17 protein-coding genes and 1 pseudogene are annotated in these 19,887 nt (G+C 73.3%); 8 read left to right on the plus strand and 10 right to left on the minus strand.

Features of this window, described 5'->3' with window-relative positions; all coding sequences use genetic code 11:
- Positions 1 to 186: 186 nt before the first annotated feature.
- Together J5Y05_RS28495 and J5Y05_RS28500 are read left to right on the plus strand one after the other, a co-directional pair.
- On the plus strand, positions 187 to 873 hold the full coding sequence (locus J5Y05_RS28495; protein ID WP_210876164.1) for a maleylpyruvate isomerase family mycothiol-dependent enzyme: 687 nt from the start codon (positions 187 to 189) through the stop codon (positions 871 to 873).
- Positions 874 to 890: 17 nt separating this feature from the next.
- On the plus strand, positions 891 to 1,547 hold the full coding sequence (locus J5Y05_RS28500; protein ID WP_210876165.1) for an MBL fold metallo-hydrolase: 657 nt from the start codon (positions 891 to 893) through the stop codon (positions 1,545 to 1,547).
- Positions 1,548 to 1,680: 133 nt separating this feature from the next.
- On the opposite strand, the gene aroQ is transcribed toward J5Y05_RS28500, so the two are convergent.
- The 7 genes and pseudogenes from aroQ to J5Y05_RS28535 all read right to left on the minus strand — a co-directional run bounded on the left by aroQ (position 1,681) and on the right by J5Y05_RS28535 (position 10,399).
- Positions 1,681 to 2,154 (minus strand): type II 3-dehydroquinate dehydratase, encoded by a 474-nt coding sequence (aroQ, locus tag J5Y05_RS28505; RefSeq protein WP_210876166.1) that lies wholly within the window; start codon positions 2,152 to 2,154, stop codon positions 1,681 to 1,683.
- A 62-nt stretch (positions 2,155 to 2,216) separates the two neighbouring features.
- Positions 2,217 to 3,061: pseudogene (locus J5Y05_RS28510) on the minus strand (calcium:cation antiporter); the annotation flags it as partial.
- Between the two features lie 132 nt (positions 3,062 to 3,193).
- Entirely contained in the window at positions 3,194 to 4,195 is a 1,002-nt protein-coding gene (locus J5Y05_RS28515) for a TerC/Alx family metal homeostasis membrane protein (protein ID WP_210876167.1), read from the minus strand.
- A gap of 357 nt (positions 4,196 to 4,552) precedes the next feature.
- The gene (locus J5Y05_RS28520; RefSeq protein WP_210876168.1) at positions 4,553 to 6,535 is read right to left on the minus strand and encodes a TerD family protein; all 1,983 of its coding nucleotides are present in this window, start codon (positions 6,533 to 6,535) and stop codon (positions 4,553 to 4,555) included.
- 91 nt (positions 6,536 to 6,626) lie between these two features.
- Entirely contained in the window at positions 6,627 to 7,205 is a 579-nt protein-coding gene (locus J5Y05_RS28525; protein WP_210876169.1) for a TerD family protein, read from the minus strand.
- A 146-nt stretch (positions 7,206 to 7,351) separates the two neighbouring features.
- The gene (gene uvrB, locus J5Y05_RS28530; protein ID WP_210876170.1) at positions 7,352 to 9,490 is read right to left on the minus strand and encodes an excinuclease ABC subunit UvrB; all 2,139 of its coding nucleotides are present in this window, start codon (positions 9,488 to 9,490) and stop codon (positions 7,352 to 7,354) included.
- Positions 9,491 to 9,529: 39 nt separating this feature from the next.
- Entirely contained in the window at positions 9,530 to 10,399 is an 870-nt protein-coding gene (locus J5Y05_RS28535; protein ID WP_210876171.1) for an MHYT domain-containing protein, read from the minus strand.
- 280 nt (positions 10,400 to 10,679) lie between these two features.
- Between J5Y05_RS28535 and J5Y05_RS28540 the strand changes: the two genes are divergently transcribed.
- Positions 10,680 to 11,567: a glycerophosphodiester phosphodiesterase gene (locus J5Y05_RS28540; protein WP_210876172.1), complete on the plus strand. Its 888-nt coding sequence runs from the start codon at positions 10,680 to 10,682 to the stop codon at positions 11,565 to 11,567.
- A gap of 58 nt (positions 11,568 to 11,625) precedes the next feature.
- Positions 11,626 to 12,180: a methylated-DNA--[protein]-cysteine S-methyltransferase gene (locus tag J5Y05_RS28545; protein ID WP_210876173.1), complete on the plus strand. Its 555-nt coding sequence runs from the start codon at positions 11,626 to 11,628 to the stop codon at positions 12,178 to 12,180.
- 25 nt (positions 12,181 to 12,205) lie between these two features.
- On the opposite strand, the gene J5Y05_RS28550 is transcribed toward J5Y05_RS28545, so the two are convergent.
- On the minus strand, positions 12,206 to 12,634 hold the full coding sequence (locus tag J5Y05_RS28550) for a VOC family protein (protein ID WP_210876174.1): 429 nt from the start codon (positions 12,632 to 12,634) through the stop codon (positions 12,206 to 12,208).
- 201 nt (positions 12,635 to 12,835) lie between these two features.
- On the opposite strand from J5Y05_RS28550, the gene J5Y05_RS28555 reads away from it, so the two are divergent.
- Complete coding sequence (locus J5Y05_RS28555) at positions 12,836 to 13,744, plus strand: pseudouridine-5'-phosphate glycosidase (protein ID WP_210876175.1); 909 nt, start codon at positions 12,836 to 12,838, stop codon at positions 13,742 to 13,744.
- Positions 13,741 to 14,685, plus strand: a complete 945-nt coding sequence (locus J5Y05_RS28560; RefSeq protein ID WP_210876176.1) for a carbohydrate kinase family protein — start codon at positions 13,741 to 13,743, stop codon at positions 14,683 to 14,685. Before J5Y05_RS28555 ends, J5Y05_RS28560 begins: the two co-directional genes overlap by 4 nt.
- A 157-nt stretch (positions 14,686 to 14,842) precedes the next feature.
- On the opposite strand, the gene J5Y05_RS28565 is transcribed toward J5Y05_RS28560, so the two are convergent.
- Complete coding sequence (locus J5Y05_RS28565; RefSeq protein WP_210876177.1) at positions 14,843 to 15,637, minus strand: methyltransferase domain-containing protein; 795 nt, start codon at positions 15,635 to 15,637, stop codon at positions 14,843 to 14,845.
- A gap of 157 nt (positions 15,638 to 15,794) precedes the next feature.
- Between J5Y05_RS28565 and J5Y05_RS28570 the strand changes: the two genes are divergently transcribed.
- Positions 15,795 to 16,925: a magnesium and cobalt transport protein CorA gene (locus J5Y05_RS28570; protein WP_210876178.1), complete on the plus strand. Its 1,131-nt coding sequence runs from the start codon at positions 15,795 to 15,797 to the stop codon at positions 16,923 to 16,925.
- A 166-nt stretch (positions 16,926 to 17,091) separates the two neighbouring features.
- On the opposite strand, the gene J5Y05_RS28575 is transcribed toward J5Y05_RS28570, so the two are convergent.
- Positions 17,092 to 17,724: a nucleoside/nucleotide kinase family protein gene (locus J5Y05_RS28575; RefSeq protein ID WP_210876179.1), complete on the minus strand. Its 633-nt coding sequence runs from the start codon at positions 17,722 to 17,724 to the stop codon at positions 17,092 to 17,094.
- Between the two features lie 520 nt (positions 17,725 to 18,244).
- Here J5Y05_RS28575 and J5Y05_RS28580 point away from each other — a divergent pair.
- Positions 18,245 to 19,735: a glutamate synthase subunit beta gene (locus J5Y05_RS28580; protein ID WP_210876180.1), complete on the plus strand. Its 1,491-nt coding sequence runs from the start codon at positions 18,245 to 18,247 to the stop codon at positions 19,733 to 19,735.
- Positions 19,736 to 19,887: the final 152 nt, after the last annotated feature.

The raw sequence follows: 19,887 nt of genomic DNA on the forward strand, positions 1-19,887 counted from the left end.
GGGGCCCCCGTCTATCTCAGACTAGGGGGAGCCACTGACAACGCCGGTCGGTTTCACCGGTAGTCAACAAACCCCGACTCCCCAGCATGCCCGACGCCGCACCCGACCATATAGCACGTGCATTCGATTTAACGGAGTGCTTCGTCACCTTCACCCGAAGGTGTGGCGAGGTCTAGGGTCGGCGCCATGATTGATCACGCGCGTGACCTGGCGGCTGTACACACCGCCACCGAACGGCTGCTCAACGCGGTCGGCACCCTGGACAACGCGTCCGCGGCCGTACCGTCACGGCTTCCCGGCTGGAGCCGCGGCCACGTCCTCGCCCATCTCGCCCGCAACGCGGACGCCCTCGTGAACGTCCTCGAAGGCCGGCCCATGTACGCCTCCCCCGAGGCCCGGGAGGGCGACATCGAGCGGGACGCCCCGCGCCCCCTGGACGTCCAGGTCGCCGACGTGCGCGAGAGCGCCGACCGCTTCCAGCGGTCCGCCGCCGCGCCGGCGGACTGGTCACGCACGGTGGAGCTGCGCAACGGCGTCACGGACTCCGCGTCCCGGGTCCCCTTCCGCCGCTGGGTCGAGGTCGAGCTGCACCACGTGGACCTGGGGATCGGATACGAGCTGGAGGACCTCTCGGCGGAGTTCGCGGAGCGGGAGACCGCCTTCCTCGCCGCCCGCTTCTCGGGCAACCCGGACGTCCCGGCGACACGGCTGACGGACGGCACGCGCGCGTGGAGCACGGGCCGGGAGGCGGCGGAGCCCGAGCGCACCGTCTCCGGCACCCCGGCGGACCTCGTCGGCTGGCTCGCCGGCCGCCGTCCCGGGACCGCGCTGACGGTGGCGGGGGGCGAACTGCCGTCCCTGCCGCCGCTGTAGCCCGTAGGCTGGCGGTCATGACGTACAGCGGAGAGGTGCGGGTCGGCGGCCCCGCCGACGTGCACGAACTCAAGGACCTGATGATCACCAAGGTCGCGGTCGGCCCGATGGACAACAACGCCTATCTGCTGCGCTGCCGGGCCACCGACGAGCAACTGCTGATCGACGCCGCCAACGACGCCGAGACCCTGCTCGGCACGATCGGTGCCGACGGGGTGGCCTCCGTCGTCACCACCCACCGGCACGGCGACCACTGGCAGGCCCTCGCGGAGGTCGTCGCGGCCACCGGCGCCCGCACCTACGCGGGCCGGTACGACGCCGAGGGCATCCCCGTGGCGACCGACGTGCCCGTCGACGACGGCGACACGATCCGGGTCGGCCGGGTGGAACTCACCGCCCGCCACCTGGTCGGCCACACCCCCGGCTCCATCGCCCTGGTCTACGACGACCCCCACGGCCACCCCCACGTCTTCACGGGCGACTGCCTCTTCCCGGGCGGGGTGGGCAACACCCGCAAGGACCCGGAGGCGTTCGCCAGCCTGATCCGGGACGTCGAGACCAAGATCTTCGACGCGCTGCCCGACGAGACCTGGGTCTACCCGGGCCACGGCAACGACACCACGCTGGGCGCCGAGCGGCCTCACCTTCCGGAGTGGCACGCGCGCGGGTGGTGAGCCCCGGCCGGACGAGGCGGCGGTGACCGCGGAACGCGCCGGGCGCGAGGCGACGGCGACCGCCGGGCGCGGCTGGTCATCGTGGGGGGCGCACGGGCGCGGGCGGGGCGGCCCAGTGGCGCGACGCGCGGGCTCAGGTCGCGGCGCGGCCCGCCCCCGCCAGTGCCGCGACGCGCTCCACACCGAACGCGTACCCCTGGACACCGCACCCCGCGATGACGCCGTCGGCCCGCTGGGAGACGTAGGAGTGGTGCCGGAACGGCTCGCGCTGGTGGATGTTGGAGATGTGGACCTCCACCACGGGCAGCCCGTCGCAGGTGTTGAGCGCGTCCAGGATCGCCACGGACGTGTGCGAGTAGGCGGCCGGGTTGATCACGATGCCCGAGTGGTGCAGCCGGGCCTCGTGAATCCAGTCGACCAGTTCCCCTTCGTGGTTGGACTGCCGGAAGTCCACGGTGCCGCCGTGGGCCGCCGCCGCCTCGGCGCACAGGGCCTCGACGTCGGCGAGGGTGTCGGAGCCGTAGATCTCCGGCTGCCGCTGACCGAGCAGGTTCAGGTTGGGGCCGTTGAGAATCATGATCGGGGCTTGGGCCAGGGTGCGGGGCACGGTTCCTCCGGTCCGTTCGTGACACGAGCGGCCCGGGACCGGCCGCCCGCCCCCGGTGTATCACGCCGCCGCCGGGCCGTCGCGGCCGGTCCGGGACGCGTTCCGAGCAGCACCAGCAGGGCGATGATCACACCGACGACCGCGTGGTGCAGTCCGGCGGCCTCCACGCGCTCTCGACGGTGGGCGAGACCCCTTCGGCCAGGCCGACCACGCCGATCAGGGCCATGCCGAGCAGTCCCAGCCCGAGCAGGGCGGTGCGGGCGGAGGGGGCGTGGGCGTGGCCCTCGCTGGTGATCACCTCGCCCTGCCGGGTGATCGGGAGGAAGTAGTCGCGGTGCCGGACGGTCAGGGTCGTGATGAAGAGGCCGTAGAGGATCAGGGAGGAGACCGCGGCGAAGGTCAGTTGCACGGTGGAGAACTCGGGGCCGCGCGCGCTGGTGGTGAAGGTCGGCAGGACGAGGCTGAGCGTGGCCAGGGTCGCGACGGTGGCGAGGGCGGCGCCGGTGCCCTCGGGGTTGAAGACCGCCGTGCCGTGCCGCAGCGAGCCGACGAGGAGGCTGAGGCCGACGACGCCGTTACAGGTGATCATCACGGCGGCGAAGACGGTGTCCCGGGCGAGCGTGGCGCTCTTGTCGCCGCCGTCGATCATCAGGGTGACGATGAGGGCGACCTCGATGACCGTGACGGCAACGGCGAGGACGAGGGAGCCGAAGGGTTCGCCGACCCGGTGGGCGACGACCTCGGCGTGGTGGACGGCGGCCAGGACGGACACCGCGAGGACCAGTGTCGGCAGGACGACGATCCCGGCGGGCAGGGAGCGCCCCCAGGTGAAGGCCGGCAGCAGGACCGCCACCACGGGCGTCGCGGCGGTCCACTGCGTCACGAGCGCCCTGGTCCGACTGATCATGCAGCGATCGTCACAGAGCGCGAAGGGCCCCGCACGCCCGGTCACGCGGACCGGGGGTCGCGTGACCGGGCGGGTGCCACGGGCCGGGCGCACCCGGGGAGCGCGGAGGCCGGGCCCCCGGGCGCCGGGCCGTCAGGCGTCGACGCTGTCCCTGGGCCTGTCGTCGTCGCGGTCGGCCGCCGCCTCCGCCAGGGCCTGCTTGCGGGAGGCCCGGAGGCTGGTGACGGTGGTGACGACGAGGACGGTGCAGATCACGCCGAGGGAGACGGGTATCCCGATCTCGGGGACGGGGACGCCGGACTCGTGCAGCGCGTGCAGCACCAGCTTGACGCCGATGAAGCCGAGGATGACGGAGAGCCCGTAGGAGAGGTGGACCAGTTTCTTCAGCAGGCCGCCGATGAGGAAGTAGAGCTGGCGCAGGCCCATGAGGGCGAACGCGTTGGCGGTGAAGACGATGTACGGGTCCTGGGTCAGGCCGAAGATCGCCGGGATGGAGTCGAGCGCGAAGAGCACGTCGGTGGTGCCGATCGCGAGCATCACGACCAGCATCGGGGTCATGATCCGCTTGCCGTTCTCCGTGATCCACAGCTTGGTGCCGTGGTAGCGGTCGGCCACGCCGAAGCGGCGTTCGGCGGCCTTGAGCAGCCGGTTCTCCTCGAAGTCCTCGTCCTCCTCGTCGACCCGTGCCTCCTGGATGAGCTTCCAGGCCGTCCAGATGAGGAAGGCGCCGAAGAGGTAGAAGACCCAGGAGAAGCTGGCGAGGATCGCCGCGCCCGCGACGATGAAGACGGCTCTGAGGACCAGGGCGATCAGCACGCCGACGAGGAGCACGCGCTGCTGGTACTGCGTCGGCACCGCGAACTTCGCCATGATCAGCACGAAGACGAAGAGGTTGTCCACGCTCAGCGACTTCTCGGTGATGAAGCCCGCGAAGAACTCGCCGGCGGGTCCGCCGCCGCCGAAGAGGAAGAGGCCGAGTCCGAAGAGCCCGGCCAGGGCGACCCAGACGACGGTCCAGATCCCGGCTTCCTTGATCGATACGTCGTGCGGTTTGCGGCCGATGAAGAAGTCGACCGCGATGAGGGCGGCGAGGCCCCCGATGGTCAGGACCCACAGGGTCGCGGAAACATCCACTACGCCTCCGGCAGTGCGTCAGACGGAAAAAGTCAGCGTTCGCCGCCGGAGGTCTCTTCCACCCGGGTCTCCGGGACGCGTGACGCGTCCGGAACCCACGGGCCGGCGCCCCGGGATCTGGCCTGATCCGTATTGACGGGTACGCCGCAGCAGACCGGGAGTACTCCCCTCCGCACGAAAAACAGTACCGCAATCACCAAGGAACAGTAAAGGGCTGGGTAAAGAAACAGCCAAAGGGCCTGGTGGGGATGGCTTTACGAGGACTTGGTGCGACGCTGCGGCGGACGGTCCCACGACGCCCGGCGAGCGGTCACGCGCCCCTGGCGGGCCGCCGGTGGGCCGGGCGGCCCCGGGCCCTCAGCGGCCGTCGCCGCGGCGGGCGGCGGCGACCCGGGCGAGCACGTCGTGAAGCACCCGGCTGCCCGGCGGCACGACCGCGGGATCATACGTCCAGGCGTGGCCCACCCACGGGTCGGCGAGGTGGTCGTCGGGCACCGGCGTCAGCCGCAGCAGCGACCGCCACAGGGGGTCGAGCAGCGGGCCGTAGGCGGCGGACTCCTCGCGGTCGGCGACCATCATCAGGTGGACCCCGACGGAGGGTCCCTCGTCCGCGAGGTACCGGAGCTGGTTCACGGCCCGGTCGTCGAAACCGTGCGGGAAGTCGTTGACGATCAAGAGCTGCTGGGACGTGTCGAAACCGGGCGGCAGCGCGTCGGGGGCGCCGCCCCGCAGGGCCATCTGCACCAGGTCGACGCGCTGGGTGAGCCGGGTCAGCGACTCCGCCGTGCCCGCGGCGCCCCGGGCGGGCGGCGCGGCGAGCACATCGTGGTCGGCCAGCGGGGCCAGCGCCGACGCGCCCGCCCCGGCGGCGTCGACGACGTGCACCGTGAACTCGCCCGGCGGGTAGACGGCGAGCATCCGGGCCGCGTGCGCGACCGCCGTCTCCACCGCCAGGTGCGCCCGCTGCCGGGGGTCGGCGAACGTGTCGTCGAAGGCACCGGAGCGCCCACTGTCGATCCACAGGCCGCGTTCCAGGGGCAGCCGGACCAGCATCGGGATGCTCACCCCGTCGGCCTCGGGCAGGTGGAGGTCGCCCAGGCGCAGGGCCATGGGGATCTCCATGGGGACGCGGTAGGCGTGCCAGACCGGGTTGTCCCAGCGGGCGTAGGCCGCGGGGAGGGCCGGTTCGACGACGTCGGCCTCGGCGGCGAGCTGGGTGACGTCCCGGTCCAGGACCTCGCGGGCCTGGGCGACGAGCTGGGCGTGCCGGGCGCGGGCCGCGTCCCGGGCGGCGTCGCTCCCGCCGCCGATCCGGTTGCGCGGGTCGGACAGGGCCTGGTCGACCTCCTTCTCCCGGCGCGATTCGGCGAAGTCGACGGCGCTGCGGTACGCGGCGACACTGCGGGCCAGGTCCTCGAACATGCCCCAGACCTGGTTGTAGAGGCGCTCGTCCATGGACCAGCCGGTGGCGTCCCCCGCGACGGGGCGCGCGGGCTCGCCGGGTGCGGACGGGGGCGCGGCCGGCGGGGGCGCGGGGGGTGCCGCGTGCTGCCGGCGCGGGTGCCGGTAGTCGACGGGCCCGTCGGCGGAGGGCAGGGTCGGCGGTCCGGCGGTGGTCGACGGTCCGGCGGTGGTCGGCGGGTCCGCGGGGCCGGCTCCGAGCGGCGGCTGCGGTACGGGGTCGGCGGCCGGACGGGGTGCGGTGGCTCCGTGGTCGGGGCCGGGGGCCACGGGCCGGCGGGAGCGGTCGGTGTCGTCCGTACGGGGCGGGGGCGCGGCGACGGAGCGGGCGAGGCCGCCGGCCACGGCCTCCTGGATGTTCCCGGCGAGCCGGTGGGCCTCGGCCAGCCCCTGGTCGGCGAGGAGTTCGGCGAGGCCGCCCGCGTACCCCTGGCCGACGGCCCGTACCTTCCAGGCTCCCTGGCGTCGGTACAGCTCGACGGCGACGACGGCGGTCTCGCTCTCCAGACCGGTGAGGGTGTAGCTGGCGATCTCGGTGCCGTCGAGGCCGGTGACGGCGACGAAGGGTGCGGCGACGGCGCCGAAGCGGGCCGGGCCGCCCGCGTCGGGCAGGGCGAGCAGGACGCTGACGCGGTGCACGGTGTCCGGCAGGGCGTCGAGGTCCACGGCGAGGCGGTGGCCGGCGGCGGCCTGCCGGGAGACCTCCAGGCCGGGCATCGAGGGGGTGCCCGGATGGGCCACCCCGTCGATGCCCGGGACCCGGCCGTTCTCGTCGCCGACGGTGGCGCCCGCCACGACCGGCGTGCCGGCCGAGACCCGGATCTCCAGACGGGTCCGGGAAAGCGGGTGGTTCTGCCCCCGCACCAGCTCGGCCGTCATCGCCTGTTCCCCCTGTGCCCTTCGTGTCCTGCTCGTGCTGTGCGGGTGCCGCCCGCTCCCCCGCGCCGGGCAGGCGGCGGACGGGTCGTGCCTACAGGACCGGCAGGATGGCCGGCATCAGGTCCTGGAAGGTGCGGCCGTTGGCCGGGGTGCCGAGGGCGGTCATCGACCAGCCCTGGCCCGCGCGGTGCACCTTGGCCATGATCTGGGCCGTGACGGGGCCGCCGCCGGCCAGCGTGTAGCGGGCGAGTTCCTGTCCGTTGGTCTCGTCGACGAGACGGCAGAACGCGTTCTGCACCTCCTGGAAGGTCTGGCCCGTGAAGGAGTTCACGGTGAAGACGATCTGGTCGATGTGGACCGGCACGCGCTGGAGGTCGACGAGGATCGACTCGTCGTCGCCGCCCTGGCCGACGCCGCCGACGAGGTTGTCGCCGGTGTGGCGCACGGAGCCGTCGTCGCTCACCAGGTGGCGGAAGAAAACGACGTCGACCGGCTGCTTGTCCGCGAACAGGACGGCGGAGGCGTCCAGGTCGATCTCCCGGGTGCGCGAGCCGAACAGGCCGCGCCGGGGAGCCGCCTGCCAGCCGAGACCCATGCGCACCGACGTCAGGCTGCCGCCGTCGCTCTTCTGCAGACTGATGGCCTGACCCTTGGTCATGTTGACGGTCACGCGCTGATTCCCCTCTCGGACTTCCCCTGTTGCCGCGGCACCCGCGGTTGTCCAGAACCCTACGCAGGGCCACTGACAGCGCCCCACCCCGGACCCCGCTTTGTGTCGTTCTTGCAACACAGGGTGTGTCCGGGGTGGCCGGCGGGTCAGGCGAGGCCCGCCTCCCTCATCTGGCGCAGCTCCTTCTTCATCTCGGAGACCTCGTCGCGCAGGCGGGCCGCGATCTCGAACTGGAGGTCCGCGGCGGCGGCCCGCATCCGTGTGGTCAGTTCCTCGATCTGCTCGGCCAGCTCCGCGGCGGGCCGGTCGGTCGGCACGGTCTCCTTGACCCGGCCCCGGCCCCTGGTCTTCGTGGCCGTCTGCTGACCGCCGAGGGCGGGAACGGGTGCCTTGGGTGCCTTGCCGTCCAGGGACTGGCGGTAGCCGGAGCCGAGGAGTTGCTCGGTGTCGACGTCCTCGCGGGCGATCTGGGCGACGATGTCGTTGATCTTCTTGCGGAGCGGCTGCGGGTCGATGCCGTTCGCCCGGTTGAAGGCGATCTGCTTCTCACGGCGGCGGTTGGTCTCGTCGATGGCCTTCTCCATCGCGGGCGTGATCTTGTCCGCGTACATGTGGACCTGGCCGGAGACGTTGCGCGCGGCGCGGCCGATGGTCTGGATGAGGGAGGTGCCGGAGCGCAGGAAGCCCTCCTTGTCGGCGTCGAGGATCGCCACCAGGGAGACCTCGGGCAGGTCGAGGCCCTCGCGCAGGAGGTTGATGCCGACCAGCACGTCGTACTCGCCGGTGCGCAGTTCGCGCAGGAGTTCCACGCGGCGCAGGGTGTCGACGTCGCTGTGCAGGTAGCGGACCTGGATGCCGAGTTCGACGAAGTAGTCGGTGAGGTCCTCGGCCATCTTCTTGGTGAGGGTGGTGACGAGGACGCGCTCGTCCTTCTCGGTCCGCTCGCGGATCTCGTGCACCAGGTCGTCGATCTGGCCCTCGGTGGGCTTGACGACGACCTGCGGGTCGACGAGACCGGTCGGGCGGATGATCTGTTCCACGGCGCCGTCGGAGCGCGAGAGTTCGTAGGTGCCGGGGGTGGCCGACAGGTAGACGGCCTGGTCGACGCGCTCCTGGAACTCCTCCCACTTCAGCGGACGGTTGTCCAGCGCGGAGGGCAGCCGGAAGCCGTGGTCGACGAGGGTCCGCTTGCGCGAGGCGTCGCCCTCGTACATGGCGCCGATCTGTGGCACGGTGACGTGCGACTCGTCGATGACCAGCAGGAAGTCGTCCGGGAAGTAGTCCAGCAGGGTGTTCGGCGGGGAGCCGGGCGAGCGGCCGTCGAAGTGCATCGAGTAGTTCTCCACGCCGGAGCAGGAGCCGATCTGGCGGAGCATCTCGATGTCGTAGGTGGTGCGCATCCGCAGGCGCTGGGCCTCCAGGAGCTTGCCCTGCCTCTCCAGGTCGGCCAGGCGCTCGGCCAGCTCCTTCTCGATGTCGTTGACGGCCCGCTCCATACGCTCGGGGCCGGCCACGTAGTGGGAGGCGGGGAAGACGTAGAGCTGCTGGTCGTCGCTGACGATCTCGCCGGTGAGCGGGTGCAGCAAGGAGAGGGCCTCGATCTCGTCACCGAACATCTCGATGCGGACGGCCAGCTCCTCGTAGACCGGGAAGATCTCGATGGTGTCGCCGCGCACCCGGAAGGTGCCGCGGGTGAACGCCATGTCGTTGCGCGTGTACTGGATGTCGACGAAGCGGCGCAGCAGCTCGTCGCGGTCGAACTCGTCGCCGACCCGGAGCGGGACCATCCGGTCCACGTACTCCTGGGGTGTGCCGAGGCCGTAGATGCAGGAGACGGAGGCGACCACGACGACGTCGCGGCGGGTGAGCAGCGAGTTGGTGGCGGAGTGGCGCAGGCGCTCCACCTCCTCGTTGATCGAGGAGTCCTTCTCGATGTAGGTGTCCGACTGCGGGACGTACGCCTCGGGCTGGTAGTAGTCGTAGTACGAGACGAAGTACTCGACGGCGTTGTTCGGCAGCAGCTCGCGGAACTCGTTCGCCAACTGGGCGGCCAGTGTCTTGTTGGGTGCCATCACGAGGGTGGGCCGCTGGAGCTTCTCGATCATCCACGCGGTGGTGGCCGACTTGCCGGTGCCGGTCGCGCCGAGGAGCACGACGTCCTTCTCGCCTGCTTCGATGCGCCGGGCGAGTTCGGCGATGGCCGCGGGCTGGTCGCCACTCGGCTGGTAGGGGCTGACGACCTCGAAGGGCGCCACCGTGCGTTCGATCTGGGAAACGGGCCGCATGTTTCCACGGTACGACCCCGCACCGACAACGGGCCGCGGTCAGCGCTCGTGCGCCACGTGGGGGCGGCGTCGGGCGGGGGGACGGCGCGGATGACGCTGGACGCGGAATGCCTGGTGACGCGTGGTGCGGGCGGGGTGGGCGGGGACGCCGGGCCGGGGCTCGGCGGGGGGCTGGGCGGGCCGGCTCGTGACCATGAGCGGGTCGAACATCACCACGGCCGCGGCGAGCACGAGGAGGGCGAGCGGGCCGATCAGCATGGGGCCGAGGAGTTCGGCGGGCGTGCCTCCGGCGGGCCCGGCGCCGCCGTGGACGTGGACCCGGAGGGCGGCCATGCCGGTGTAGTGCGTGCCGGTGACCCCGAGGCCGAGCACCAGGCCGGCGCCCATGCTCCAGCGCAGGCCCCGGACCTGGCCGGCGGCCCACAGGGCAGCGGCGGAGGAGGCCATGGCGATGACGACCGAGAGGGCGACGGTGAACGTGTTGTAGTCCACCCGCCCCTCCAGGCTCATTCCGGCCATGCCCAGGTAGTGCATGGAGGCGATGCCGAGCCCGGTGACGGTGCCGCCGGTGAACAGGGCCGCGCCGCGGGCGCCCCGGTAGCCGACGATGAAGATCCCCACGCCCACCATGACGATGGCGACGGCCAGGCTGGCGAAGGTCATCGCCCAGTCGTAGCGGATCGGGGTGTCCTCGACGGTGAACCCGGTCATCGCGACGAAGTGCATGGTCCATATCCCGGAGCCGATCGCGGCGGAGCCGAGGGCGAGCCACCAGGGGCGTCCGGAGCGGGTGACCAGCATCGACCGGGTGGTGCAGCGCAGACCGAGGGCGCTGCCCAGGCAGGCCATGAGGTAGGCCACCAGCGGGGTGACGATCTCGTAGCCGAATCCCTCGACCGTGTGGTGCATGCGCGGCTGCCCCTCCGCCCTCGTGCGTCCTGGAACGCTGTGCTGTGCGAGACCCCTCCCAGGTCCGCGTGACGGTCAGGGTTGGGCCAGAGGCTACGGCCCTCACCGGAATGGCCGAACGATTCTCCGGCAAAGAATCACGCCCTTGACCCAGTTGTGCAGCCCTCGTGATCGGAGATGAGCGACTCCATTCAGCACATGGCCATCCCGCCACCCCTTAATGTTGACCGCCTGCTGTCACAGTGGTGCTGTCCGTGATCGACAGACGCGAGGAGTACGCATGCACGCGCGCGCAGCCGCCGTCACGACCACCGCGCTGGTGACGGTCGCCCTGCTGGCCCCCGTCTCGCACGCCCTGACCGGCCCCGGCGACGACACGCCCACGGTCGTCGCCCACCGGGGCGCCTCCGCGTACGCGCCGGAGAACACCCTGGCCGCCGTCGACAAGGCCGCCGAGCTGGGCATCCGCTGGGTGGAGAACGACGTACAGCGCACCAAGGACGGCGAACTCGTCGTCATCCACGACGACAGCCTCGCGCGCACCACCGACGTCGAGGAGGTCTTCCCCGACCGCGCCCCCTGGAAGGTGAAGGACTTCACCTCCGCGGAGATCGCGCGACTGGACGCCGGCAGTTGGTTCGGCGCGCAGTACGCGGGCGCGCGCGTGCCGACGCTCAGGCAGTACGTGCACCGGGTGGAGCGCCACCATCAGAGGCTGCTGCTGGAACTGAAGAGTCCGGAGCTGTATCCGGGCATCGAGCGGGAGACCCTCAAGGTGCTCTCCAACGAGGGCTGGCTCGACCGCCGGCACGTGGACGGCCGGCTGATCGTGCAGAGCTTCAGCGCGGACAGCGTGCGCACCGTCCACGAGCTGAAGCCGGCCGTCAAGACCGGGTTCCTCGGCGCCCCGGCCACGTCCGAGCTGCCCGGCTACGCCGAGTTCGCCGATCAGATCAACCCCTCGCACGGCTCCCTCACCGCCGCGTACGTCTCCGCCGTCCGGTCCCTGACCGGGCCGCACGGCCGGCCGATGGAGGTCTTCGTCTGGACGGTCGACGACGCGGAGACCGCCCGCCGGGTCGCCGGGCACGGCGTCGACGGGATCATCACCAACAAGCCCGACGTGGTGCGGGACGCCGTACGGACGGCGGTGCCGGCCGGCCGGTGACCCGGGCGGGGCCGTCGGGCCCCGGGCGTTGTCGGTGGCGGGCCGTACCGTGGTGCGCATGGACAGCCATGGGCAGTGCCAGCAGCAGGTCGACTGGGCCGTCGTCGGCACCGGCATCGGCCCCCTGCTGCTGGCCACGACCGGCAAGGGCCTGGTCAACGTCGTGTTCCACGCCACGGACGCGGTGCGGGACCGCGCGCTGGACCGGCTGGCGTCCCGGCTGGGCGCCCGCCTGGTCGAGGCGCCCGGCTCCCCGCGGCTGGCGGAGGCGATACGGCAGGTGGAGGCGTACCTGGCGGGCGAGCGGCACGACTTCGACCTGCCGCTGGACTGGTCGCTGATATCGGGGTTCAACCGGGAGGTGCTGCGGGAGCTGGCCGCCGGTGTCCCCTATGGCTCGGTCGTCGGCTACGGCGATCTCGCCGGGCGGGTGGGGCAGCCGGGCGCGGCGCAGGCCGTGGGCATGGCGATGGGCGCCAACCCGCTGCCGGTCGTCGTGCCGTGCCACCGGGTCGTCGAGAGGGACGGCGGCATCGGCGGGTTCGGCGGCGGGGTGGAGACCAAGCGGCGGCTGCTCGCGCTGGAGGGCGTGCTGCCCGAGCCCCTGTTCTGACGGGCGGAGCGCCCACGGCTCCCGCCTACGCGTAGTGCCGGGCCTCGAAGACGTTCCCGTCGGGGTCCTGGAAGTAGAAGCCGCGCCGGGCCGGGCCGCGGGCGCCGTAGGCGTCGTGGGTGTAGCCGGTGACGGGGACCGACCGCTCCTCCAGCCGGGCACGCAGGGCGTCGAAGCCGTGCTCGGTCAGAGCCAGGCACACGTGGTTGACCGGGTGTCCGGCGGCGTCGGCGGCGCCGGGCAGCATCCCCATGCCTTCGGCCATCGTCAGCGGCGCCAGGTCGATGATCGTCTCCTCGTTGACGCGCACGGAGGGGAAGCTCACCGCGCCCTCGGTGTACTCGGCGACGCGCAGGGGCTCCAGACCGACGGCCTTCTCGTAGAAGTCGGCGGCGGCGACCGGGTCGCGCACCCACAGGACGACGTGGTCGAGACGTGTCGTGTTGTCCGTCATGGCTCCCAGGCTGGTCGCGAGCGGGGAGCGGCGCAAGAGGCCGGGGCGGGCCGGGGCCGGGGCCTGTGCCGGCGCGTGGGGCGTCCGGGCTCTCGTGGTTCTGCCGGGGCCGGCGGGGGCCGGTCACGGGGTTTGGCGCCGGGGCCGGCCCGCCAGGGATGAGGGGGAGCCGACGGACGCCGACGGGCAGGAGGCAGACGCGTGGTGCTGATGGTGTCGGAAGAGGTACGGGAGACGGTCGACGCACACCGTCCCGTGGTGGCCCTGGAGTCCACGATCATCGCGCACGGACTGCCGCGCCCGCGCAATCTCGCGGTCGCGCGCGAGCTGGAGGAGACGGTACGGCGGGAGGGCGCCGTACCGGCGACGATCGCCGTACTGGACGGCAGACCGCATGTGGGGCTCGATCCGGCACAACTGGAGCGGATCGCGTACGAGGACGGCATCCGCAAGCTGGGCCACCGCGATCTGCCCCTGGCGGTGGCCGCCGGGGACAGCGGCGCGACCACGGTCTCGGCGACCGCCCTGCTGGCGGCCCGCGCGGGCGTGCGGGTGTTCGCGACCGGCGGACTCGGCGGGGTGCACCGGCAGTGGACCGTGACGCAGGACGAGTCGGCCGACCTCGGCCTGCTGGCGCGCACCCGCGTCACGGTGGTGTGCGCCGGTGTGAAGTCGATCCTGGACGTGGCGGCGACGCTCCAACGGCTGGAGACGCTGGGCGTCGCGGTGGCGGGGTACGGCACGGACCGCTTCCCCGGCTTCTACCTGTCCGACTCGGGACATCCGGTCGACTGGACGCTGGACACCCCGGAGCAGGTGGCCGAGGTCATGCGGGCGCAGGACGCGCTGGGCGGTGCGCGGTCGGCGCTGGTCGTCGCCAACCCGGTCCCCGAGGCGGAGCAGCTCGATCCGGACCTCCACGCGCGCGTGCTCGCCGACGCGCTGCGGGCGTGCGAACGGGAGGGTGTCACCGGCCAGGCGGTCACGCCCTTCCTCCTCGCCCATCTGGTGCGCCACACCGACGGTGCCTCGCTGAGCGCGAACCTGGCCGCCGTGCGGGGCAACGTGCGGCTGGCGGGGCGTGTCGCGGCGGCCTGGGCCGGGCCGTGACCGCCGGGCCGGGCGGGGCGCTGCTGGTCGTCGGGGACGTGATCACGGATGTCGTGGCCCGGCACCGGGGGCCGCTGGCCGTGGGCACGGACACGGCCGCCTCGATCCTGCGGCTGCCCGGCGGCGCGGGCGCCAACGTGGCCTGCTGGGCGGCGTACTCCGGGCGCGGGGACGTACGGCTGCTGGGGCGGGTCGGCGCGGACGAGGCACGCCGGCACGCGCGGGAGCTGGAGGCGCACGGGGTGCGCCCCTTGCTGGCCGTCGACGCCGAGGCGCCGACGGGGACGGTGATCTGCCTGGTCGACGCGGGGGCCGGGGCGGAGCGGACGTTCCTGGCGGACAGCGGGGCGTCGCTGCGGCTCGGCCCCGGCGACTGGTCGGAGGCGCTGCTCGACGGTGTGGCCCGGCTGCATCTGTCGGGGTACCTCCTGTTCTCCGCGTCGAGCCGTGCCCTGGTGGCGGACGCTCTGGCCGGGGCGCACGCGCGCGGGGTGCCGGTCAGTCTCGATCCGGCGTCGGCGGGCTTCCTCACGGAGCTGGGTTCCGACCGCTTTCTGAGCCTGGTGGGGGCGGTGGACGTCCTGCTGCCCAGCGATGGCGAGGCGTGCCTGCTCACCGGCCGGTCCGACGCGGCCGAGGCGGCGGCCGAGCTGAGCCGGCACGTTCCGCTGGTCGTGGTCACGCGGGGTGCCCAGGGGGCGCTGGTGGCCCGCTCCGGCGCGGTGTGCGCGCGGGTGCCCGCCGTTCCCGCCGTCGCCCGGGACAGCACGGGCGCGGGTGACGCCTTCACGGGGGCGTTCCTCGCCGCGCTGCTCGCTGGGGCGGGGGCCGAGGAGGCTGCGGCGGAGGGCTGCCGGGCAGGGGCGCTGGCCGTCGCCCGGGTGGGCGGACGGCCCCCTGCGGGAGGGGAGCGCCGGGAGACCGTGGGGACGGCGGAGTGAGCGCCCGGGGCGGCCCGGGTGGTGGGGATGGGGAAGGCGGTCCCCCGGTGGCGTGGCGCTGCGGGCGGCTGGGGCCCGGGGCGCGCGGGCGGCGGGTAGCAGGCAGCGGGCGGCAGGCGGCAGGCAGGGCTTGCGGCAGGTGACAGGCGGTGGGCCGCTACCCCTTCCGCCCCCAGGCGGAGATCATCGGGGCGGTCGCCAGGTCCATGGTGCCGGTGGCGACGTTGGCGAGGTGGCGGTCGATGTCCTCGTGGGTCGCCAGTCCCGCCGCGACGAGCTGATCGCGGATCTGCCGGACCGTGGCGCTCTCCAGGGCCGTGCAGGCGGGTGAGGTCACCGGGAAGTAGGCGTCGGCCTCCACCCCGAGCAGCCCGGCCTCCCGTAGCAGCCTCGGGAGCCGGCGGCCGTAGGCGAGGTCGGCGCCGCGCTCGGCGAGCAGGTGGCGAAAGCCGCGCCGCAGCCGGTTCGCCAGTTCCTCCGCGGGCCCGTGCTCGTCGGGGCAGAGCAGGGGCTGCAAGGAGGGGTCGGCATCCTCGACCAGCAGGTGCCCGCCGGGGCGCAGCGCCTGGATCATGGAGCGCAACGCCCGTTCGCGGTCGGGGACATGGACCAGGACGAGCCGGGCGTGCACCAGGTCGAAGCCGTCCTCCGGGAGGTCCTCCGCGCCCACGTCGTGCACCCGCACCTCGACGGGCGGCCGGCCGGCCGGGGCGACGTGCGTGGTGTCGATGTCGGTCGCCAGGACGCGGCCGGCCGGTCCCACCTTCGCGGCCAGCCAGGACACCACGGAGGTGCCTCCCGCACCGACTTCCCAGTAGCGCCGGTCCGGTCCGGCGCCGAGCGCTTCGAGGTGACGGAACGTGATGGGGTCGAAGAGGGTGGCGAAGGCGTCGAAGCGCTCCGCCGCCTCGGCCCGCCGGTTGTCGAGGAGGTACCCGTCGGCTCGCGTCATGCGGGGATCATCCCAGTTACCGATGGTTCTCCACAGCCGGGAACCAAGCGGAATTCCCCCTTTCCACAGGCCCGGACGGGGATCGGGGCGACCTGGCAGACTGACGAGTCAGGCGCGGGAGGCACGGCGCGAGGGGACCCACGCAAGGAGTACGCGGATGCCGATGGCCGGCAATGTACGGAGAGTCACGCAGCTCGGGCGGGTCAGGGGGCTGCGCGGGGTGGCACGGCTGACCCGTCGGCGTCCCCCCGTCGACCTGAGTCATCACGCCCGCTCGCCCCTCGGTTCCTCGGTGGTGGACTGCGTGGTCTACCGCGACGGGGTACGGGTCCACGACGGCGGCGGCGACCCCGCCGAGGCCGTGGAGCGGATGCGGCACAAGGGCTCCGGGTTCCTCTGGCTGGGCCTGCACGAGCCGACGGACGAGGAGTTCGCGGGCATCGCGGACTTGTTCCACCTGCATCCGCTGGCGGTCGAGGACGCGGTGGAGGCGCACCAGCGCCCGAAGGTGGAGCGGTACGGGGAGACGCTCTTCGCGGTGTTCAAGACGGTCCGCCACGTCGAGCGGGAGGAGTTCGCGGCGGGCGGGGAGGTGGTGAGCACCGGCGAGATCATGGTGTTCGCCGGCGAGGACTTCGTGGTCACGGTGCGGCACGGCCGGCACGGCTCGCTGGGACCGGTGCGTGAGCATCTGGAATCCCAGCCCGCGCGGCTCGCGAAGGGGCCGTCCGCGGTGCTGCACGGGATCGCGGACCACGTGGTCGACGACATCCTGCACGTCATCGAGGAGCTGGAGGCGGACATCGAGCAGATCGAGGCGGAGGTCTTCGCGGAGAACGGGACCCGGGTCGAGCCGGGCAGGATCTATCCGCTCAAGCGGGAACTCCTGGAGCTGAGACGGGCGGTGGTCCCGCTGGGGCACCCGCTGCACCTGCTGGCGGCGCGGCCCTACCCGGTGGTGGCGGCGGAGATACGGCCCTACTTCCGCGACGTGTCCGACCACGTGTCGCGGGCCACCGAGCAGATATCCGCCTTCGACGATCTGCTCAACTCGATCCTCCAGGCACACCTCGCCCGGATCAGGGTCGCGCAGAACGAGGACCTGCGGAAGATCACCGCCTGGGCGGCGATCGTCGCGGTGCCCACCATGGTCTGCGGGGTGTACGGGATGAACTTCGACCCCATGCCGGAACTGCCCTGGCGGTACGGGTACGGCCTCGCCCTCGGCGTGATCGCCGCCGCCTGCCTGACACTGCACCGCGGCTTCAAGCGCAACGGCTGGCTCTGACCGGCCGACGGGTCCGCCCACACCGGGCACCTCACCGACGGGACCGCCTCGCTCCCCCGGCCCCGCCACCGTGCCGCCGGACCCGTCCCGTGGGCGCCGCGCTGCCGGGTCCGTACCGCGGGAACCGCCGGGCCCGGCGCCGCCTCAGGGCCGGGCAGGGCATGGCTCAGCCGTTCCACGCCGGACGGCGGGGGTCGTCGGCGCGCACCAGGACGTCGGCGGTGCCGGAGGGGTCGGCCTCCCGTTCGTAGCGTTCGAAGGCGGGCAGGGTCCAGTGTTCGCCGTCGGGCGTGCGGCGGCGCAGGGCGGCCGGGGTGAGGAGGAGATGCACGCTCAGGTCGAAGGGGAACCAGTGACGCAGCAGGAGGGGACCGTGCAGCAGCAGAACGCCTCCCGGCGGGAGGTGGGTGTAGGGGCTCCGGGTGGCGCGGTCGGTGACCGGGTCCCACAGGTCCGGCAGCACCCGCCCGCTCTCGCCCGGCTGGAGGGGATCGAAGACCTCGCGCCACAGGGCGCCGGTGTCGTACCAGCCGTCGTAGTAGGCGTCGACGTCCTGGTGGCCGTACTCCAGGCGGACCGAGGCGGGGCGCAGGAAGCCGTCCGCGCCGACGACGAGGCTGGGGCGTCCGCGCAGCCGCAGCGCCTCGGCGACCCGTTCGGCGAGGTCGCCGGGGCGGGCGGCGGGGGCGCCGTCGACGGCGACGCGGCGCCAGGGGGCGGCGTCGGCCGGCTCCAGGTCGAGCAGCCTGTCGGCGAGGCGGTCGCCGAGCCGGTCCCAGGTGATCGCTTCCAGTCGCACAGGCCCATGATGCGCCGTCCCCCGGACCGGCTGCCCGGAGGGCCGCGCACGGTCGCCCGCCGTCGCCGGGGCGTGCCGTTCATCCGGGGTCCGGCGCGGACCGGCCGGGCGGCCGACGGACGCCCTGATCCGTGCCGGTCGGGCGACCACCACCATGAGGCGCCCCCGAGTGCCGACGGTGGGAGACCCGCGAGGGCCGATGGCGGCGGACCCACGGATGCCAAGGGCGGCAGGCCCACGGGCACCGAGGGAGCCGGGTCCGCGAGGGCCGGTGCCGGCAGGCGCACGGGCGCCAAGCGAGCCGAGCCCCCGAGAGCCGGTGCCGGCGGGCCCACGGGCGCCGAGGGAGCCGCGGTCGCGAGGGCCCGTGGTCGGGTATTCGTGCCGCTGTCCTGCGGCGATGCGGCCGGGACGGCCCCGTCCCGCGTCCTGCGGGCCGGGCCGGACGGACGTATCGTGGCCGCAGGAGCGCCGCACGCCGACGCACGGCCTGCCATCCGCGCACGCAAGGGAGACGGCCATGGCCGATCCCCAGGGATTCATGAGCACCCCCCGCGAGGAGTGGCCCCGCAGACCTCCCGGGGAGCGCGTCCGGGACTGGCACGAAGTGTACGTACCGGGTGCGCTGCTGCCCCTCGTCGGCCGGCAGGCCGGCCGCTGCATGGACTGTGGCATCCCCTTCTGTCACGACGCCTGCCCGCTGGGCAACCTGATCCCGGAATGGAACGTCCTGGTCGCCCGGGGCGACTGGCGGGCGGCGAGCGAGCGGCTGCACGCGACGAACAACTTCCCGGAGTTCACGGGCCGGTTGTGTCCGGCACCCTGCGAGACGGGGTGTGTGCTGGCCATCAACCAGCCGGCGGTCACCATCAAGAACGTCGAGTGCGCGATCGCCGACAAGGCGTGGGAGGAGGGCTTCCTGCCCCCGCGTCCGCCGGACCGGCTCACCGGTCAGAGGGTGGCGGTGATCGGCTCGGGTCCCGCCGGGCTGGCGGCGGCCCAGCAGCTCACCCGGGCCGGGCACACGGTCGTCGTCTACGAGCGGGCGGACCGGCTCGGCGGCCTGATGCGGTACGGGATACCCGCGTTCAAGATGGAGAAGCACCAACTGGACCGGCGCATCGGCCAGATGCGGGACGAGGGCACCGTGTTCCGTACGTCGACGGAGATCGGGCGGGACGTCGACGCCGCCGGGCTGCGGGCTTGCAACGACGCGGTGCTGATCGCCACCGGCGCCGCCGCCTGGCGGGAACTGGACGTGCCGGGGCGGGAGTTGGCCGGGGTCCACCAGGCGATGGAGTACCTGCCGCTGGCCAACCGGGTGTGCGAGGGCGACCTGGATGTGTCCCCGCTGTCGGCGGCCGGGAAGCACGTGGTGATCGTCGGCGGTGGTGACACGGGCGCGGACTGCCTCGGCACGGTGGTGCGCGAGGGGCCCGCCTCCGTGACCCAACTGGACATCTACGGACGGCCGGGCGCCTACCGCGACCAGGGGGCCGAGCCGTGGCCGACGTATCCGAAGGTGTACCGGCTCTCGGTCGCGCACGAGGAGGCGGAGCACCTGCGGTCGGCTCCGGAGGCGGACGCGGACGCGCGTCTGTTCGCGGCGTCGGCACTGCGTCTCACCGGGGATGCCCGGGGGCACGTGCGGGAGATACGGCTGGTGGGGGTGGACGCGGCACGGCGTCCGGTGCCGGGGACCGAGCGGACGCTCCCCGCCGATCTGGTGCTGCTCGCGCTGGGCTTCTCGGGGCCGGACCGCGGCGACGGCTTGATCGACCGGCTGGGGCCGGCGCTGGACCCGCGCGGGACGATCGCCCGCGACGAGGACTTCGAGACCAACGTCCCCGGCGTGTTCGCCGCCGGGGACGCCGCTCGCGGGCAGTCGCTCATCGTGTGGGCGATCGCCGAGGGACGGGCGGTGGCGGCGGCCGTCGACCGCCGTCTGACGGGCGGGGACTCGCGGCTGCCGGCACCCATCGGCCCCTCGGACCGTCCGATGACGGCCTGAGGCTTCCCCCGCTCCCCCTCCTCCGGCCCCACGCCCACCGGCCGCGCCCCGTCCCGGGCCGCCGCCGAGCGCCCCGCGCACCCCGACGTACGGGTCCGCGGCCGGGAAGGCCGGGTCCCGGCACGGCGGGGCGTCGGGGGGTCTGCGGAGGC

This window comes from Streptomyces tagetis, from assembly GCF_018069565.1.
In the GTDB taxonomy this organism is placed as follows: Bacteria; Actinomycetota; Actinomycetes; order Streptomycetales; family Streptomycetaceae; genus Streptomyces; species Streptomyces tagetis.

Excerpts from the sequence above, each read along its gene's own strand:
- J5Y05_RS28545 (WP_210876173.1), top strand. The coding sequence starts at position 11,626 with ATGGACAGCCATGGGCAGTGCCAGCAGCAGGTCGACTGGGCCGTCGTC.
- J5Y05_RS28580 (WP_210876180.1), top strand. The coding sequence starts at position 18,245 with ATGGCCGATCCCCAGGGATTCATGAGCACCCCCCGCGAGGAGTGGCCC.
- J5Y05_RS28500 (WP_210876165.1), top strand. The coding sequence starts at position 891 with ATGACGTACAGCGGAGAGGTGCGGGTCGGCGGCCCCGCCGACGTGCAC.
- J5Y05_RS28570 (WP_210876178.1), top strand. The coding sequence starts at position 15,795 with ATGCCGATGGCCGGCAATGTACGGAGAGTCACGCAGCTCGGGCGGGTC.
- J5Y05_RS28535 (WP_210876171.1), bottom strand. The coding sequence starts at position 10,399 with ATGCACCACACGGTCGAGGGATTCGGCTACGAGATCGTCACCCCGCTG.
- J5Y05_RS28495 (WP_210876164.1), top strand. The coding sequence starts at position 187 with ATGATTGATCACGCGCGTGACCTGGCGGCTGTACACACCGCCACCGAA.
- uvrB (WP_210876170.1), bottom strand. The coding sequence starts at position 9,490 with ATGCGGCCCGTTTCCCAGATCGAACGCACGGTGGCGCCCTTCGAGGTC.
- J5Y05_RS28565 (WP_210876177.1), bottom strand. The coding sequence starts at position 15,637 with ATGACGCGAGCCGACGGGTACCTCCTCGACAACCGGCGGGCCGAGGCG.
- J5Y05_RS28550 (WP_210876174.1), bottom strand. The coding sequence starts at position 12,634 with ATGACGGACAACACGACACGTCTCGACCACGTCGTCCTGTGGGTGCGC.
- J5Y05_RS28520 (WP_210876168.1), bottom strand. The coding sequence starts at position 6,535 with ATGACGGCCGAGCTGGTGCGGGGGCAGAACCACCCGCTTTCCCGGACC.
- J5Y05_RS28540 (WP_210876172.1), top strand. The coding sequence starts at position 10,680 with ATGCACGCGCGCGCAGCCGCCGTCACGACCACCGCGCTGGTGACGGTC.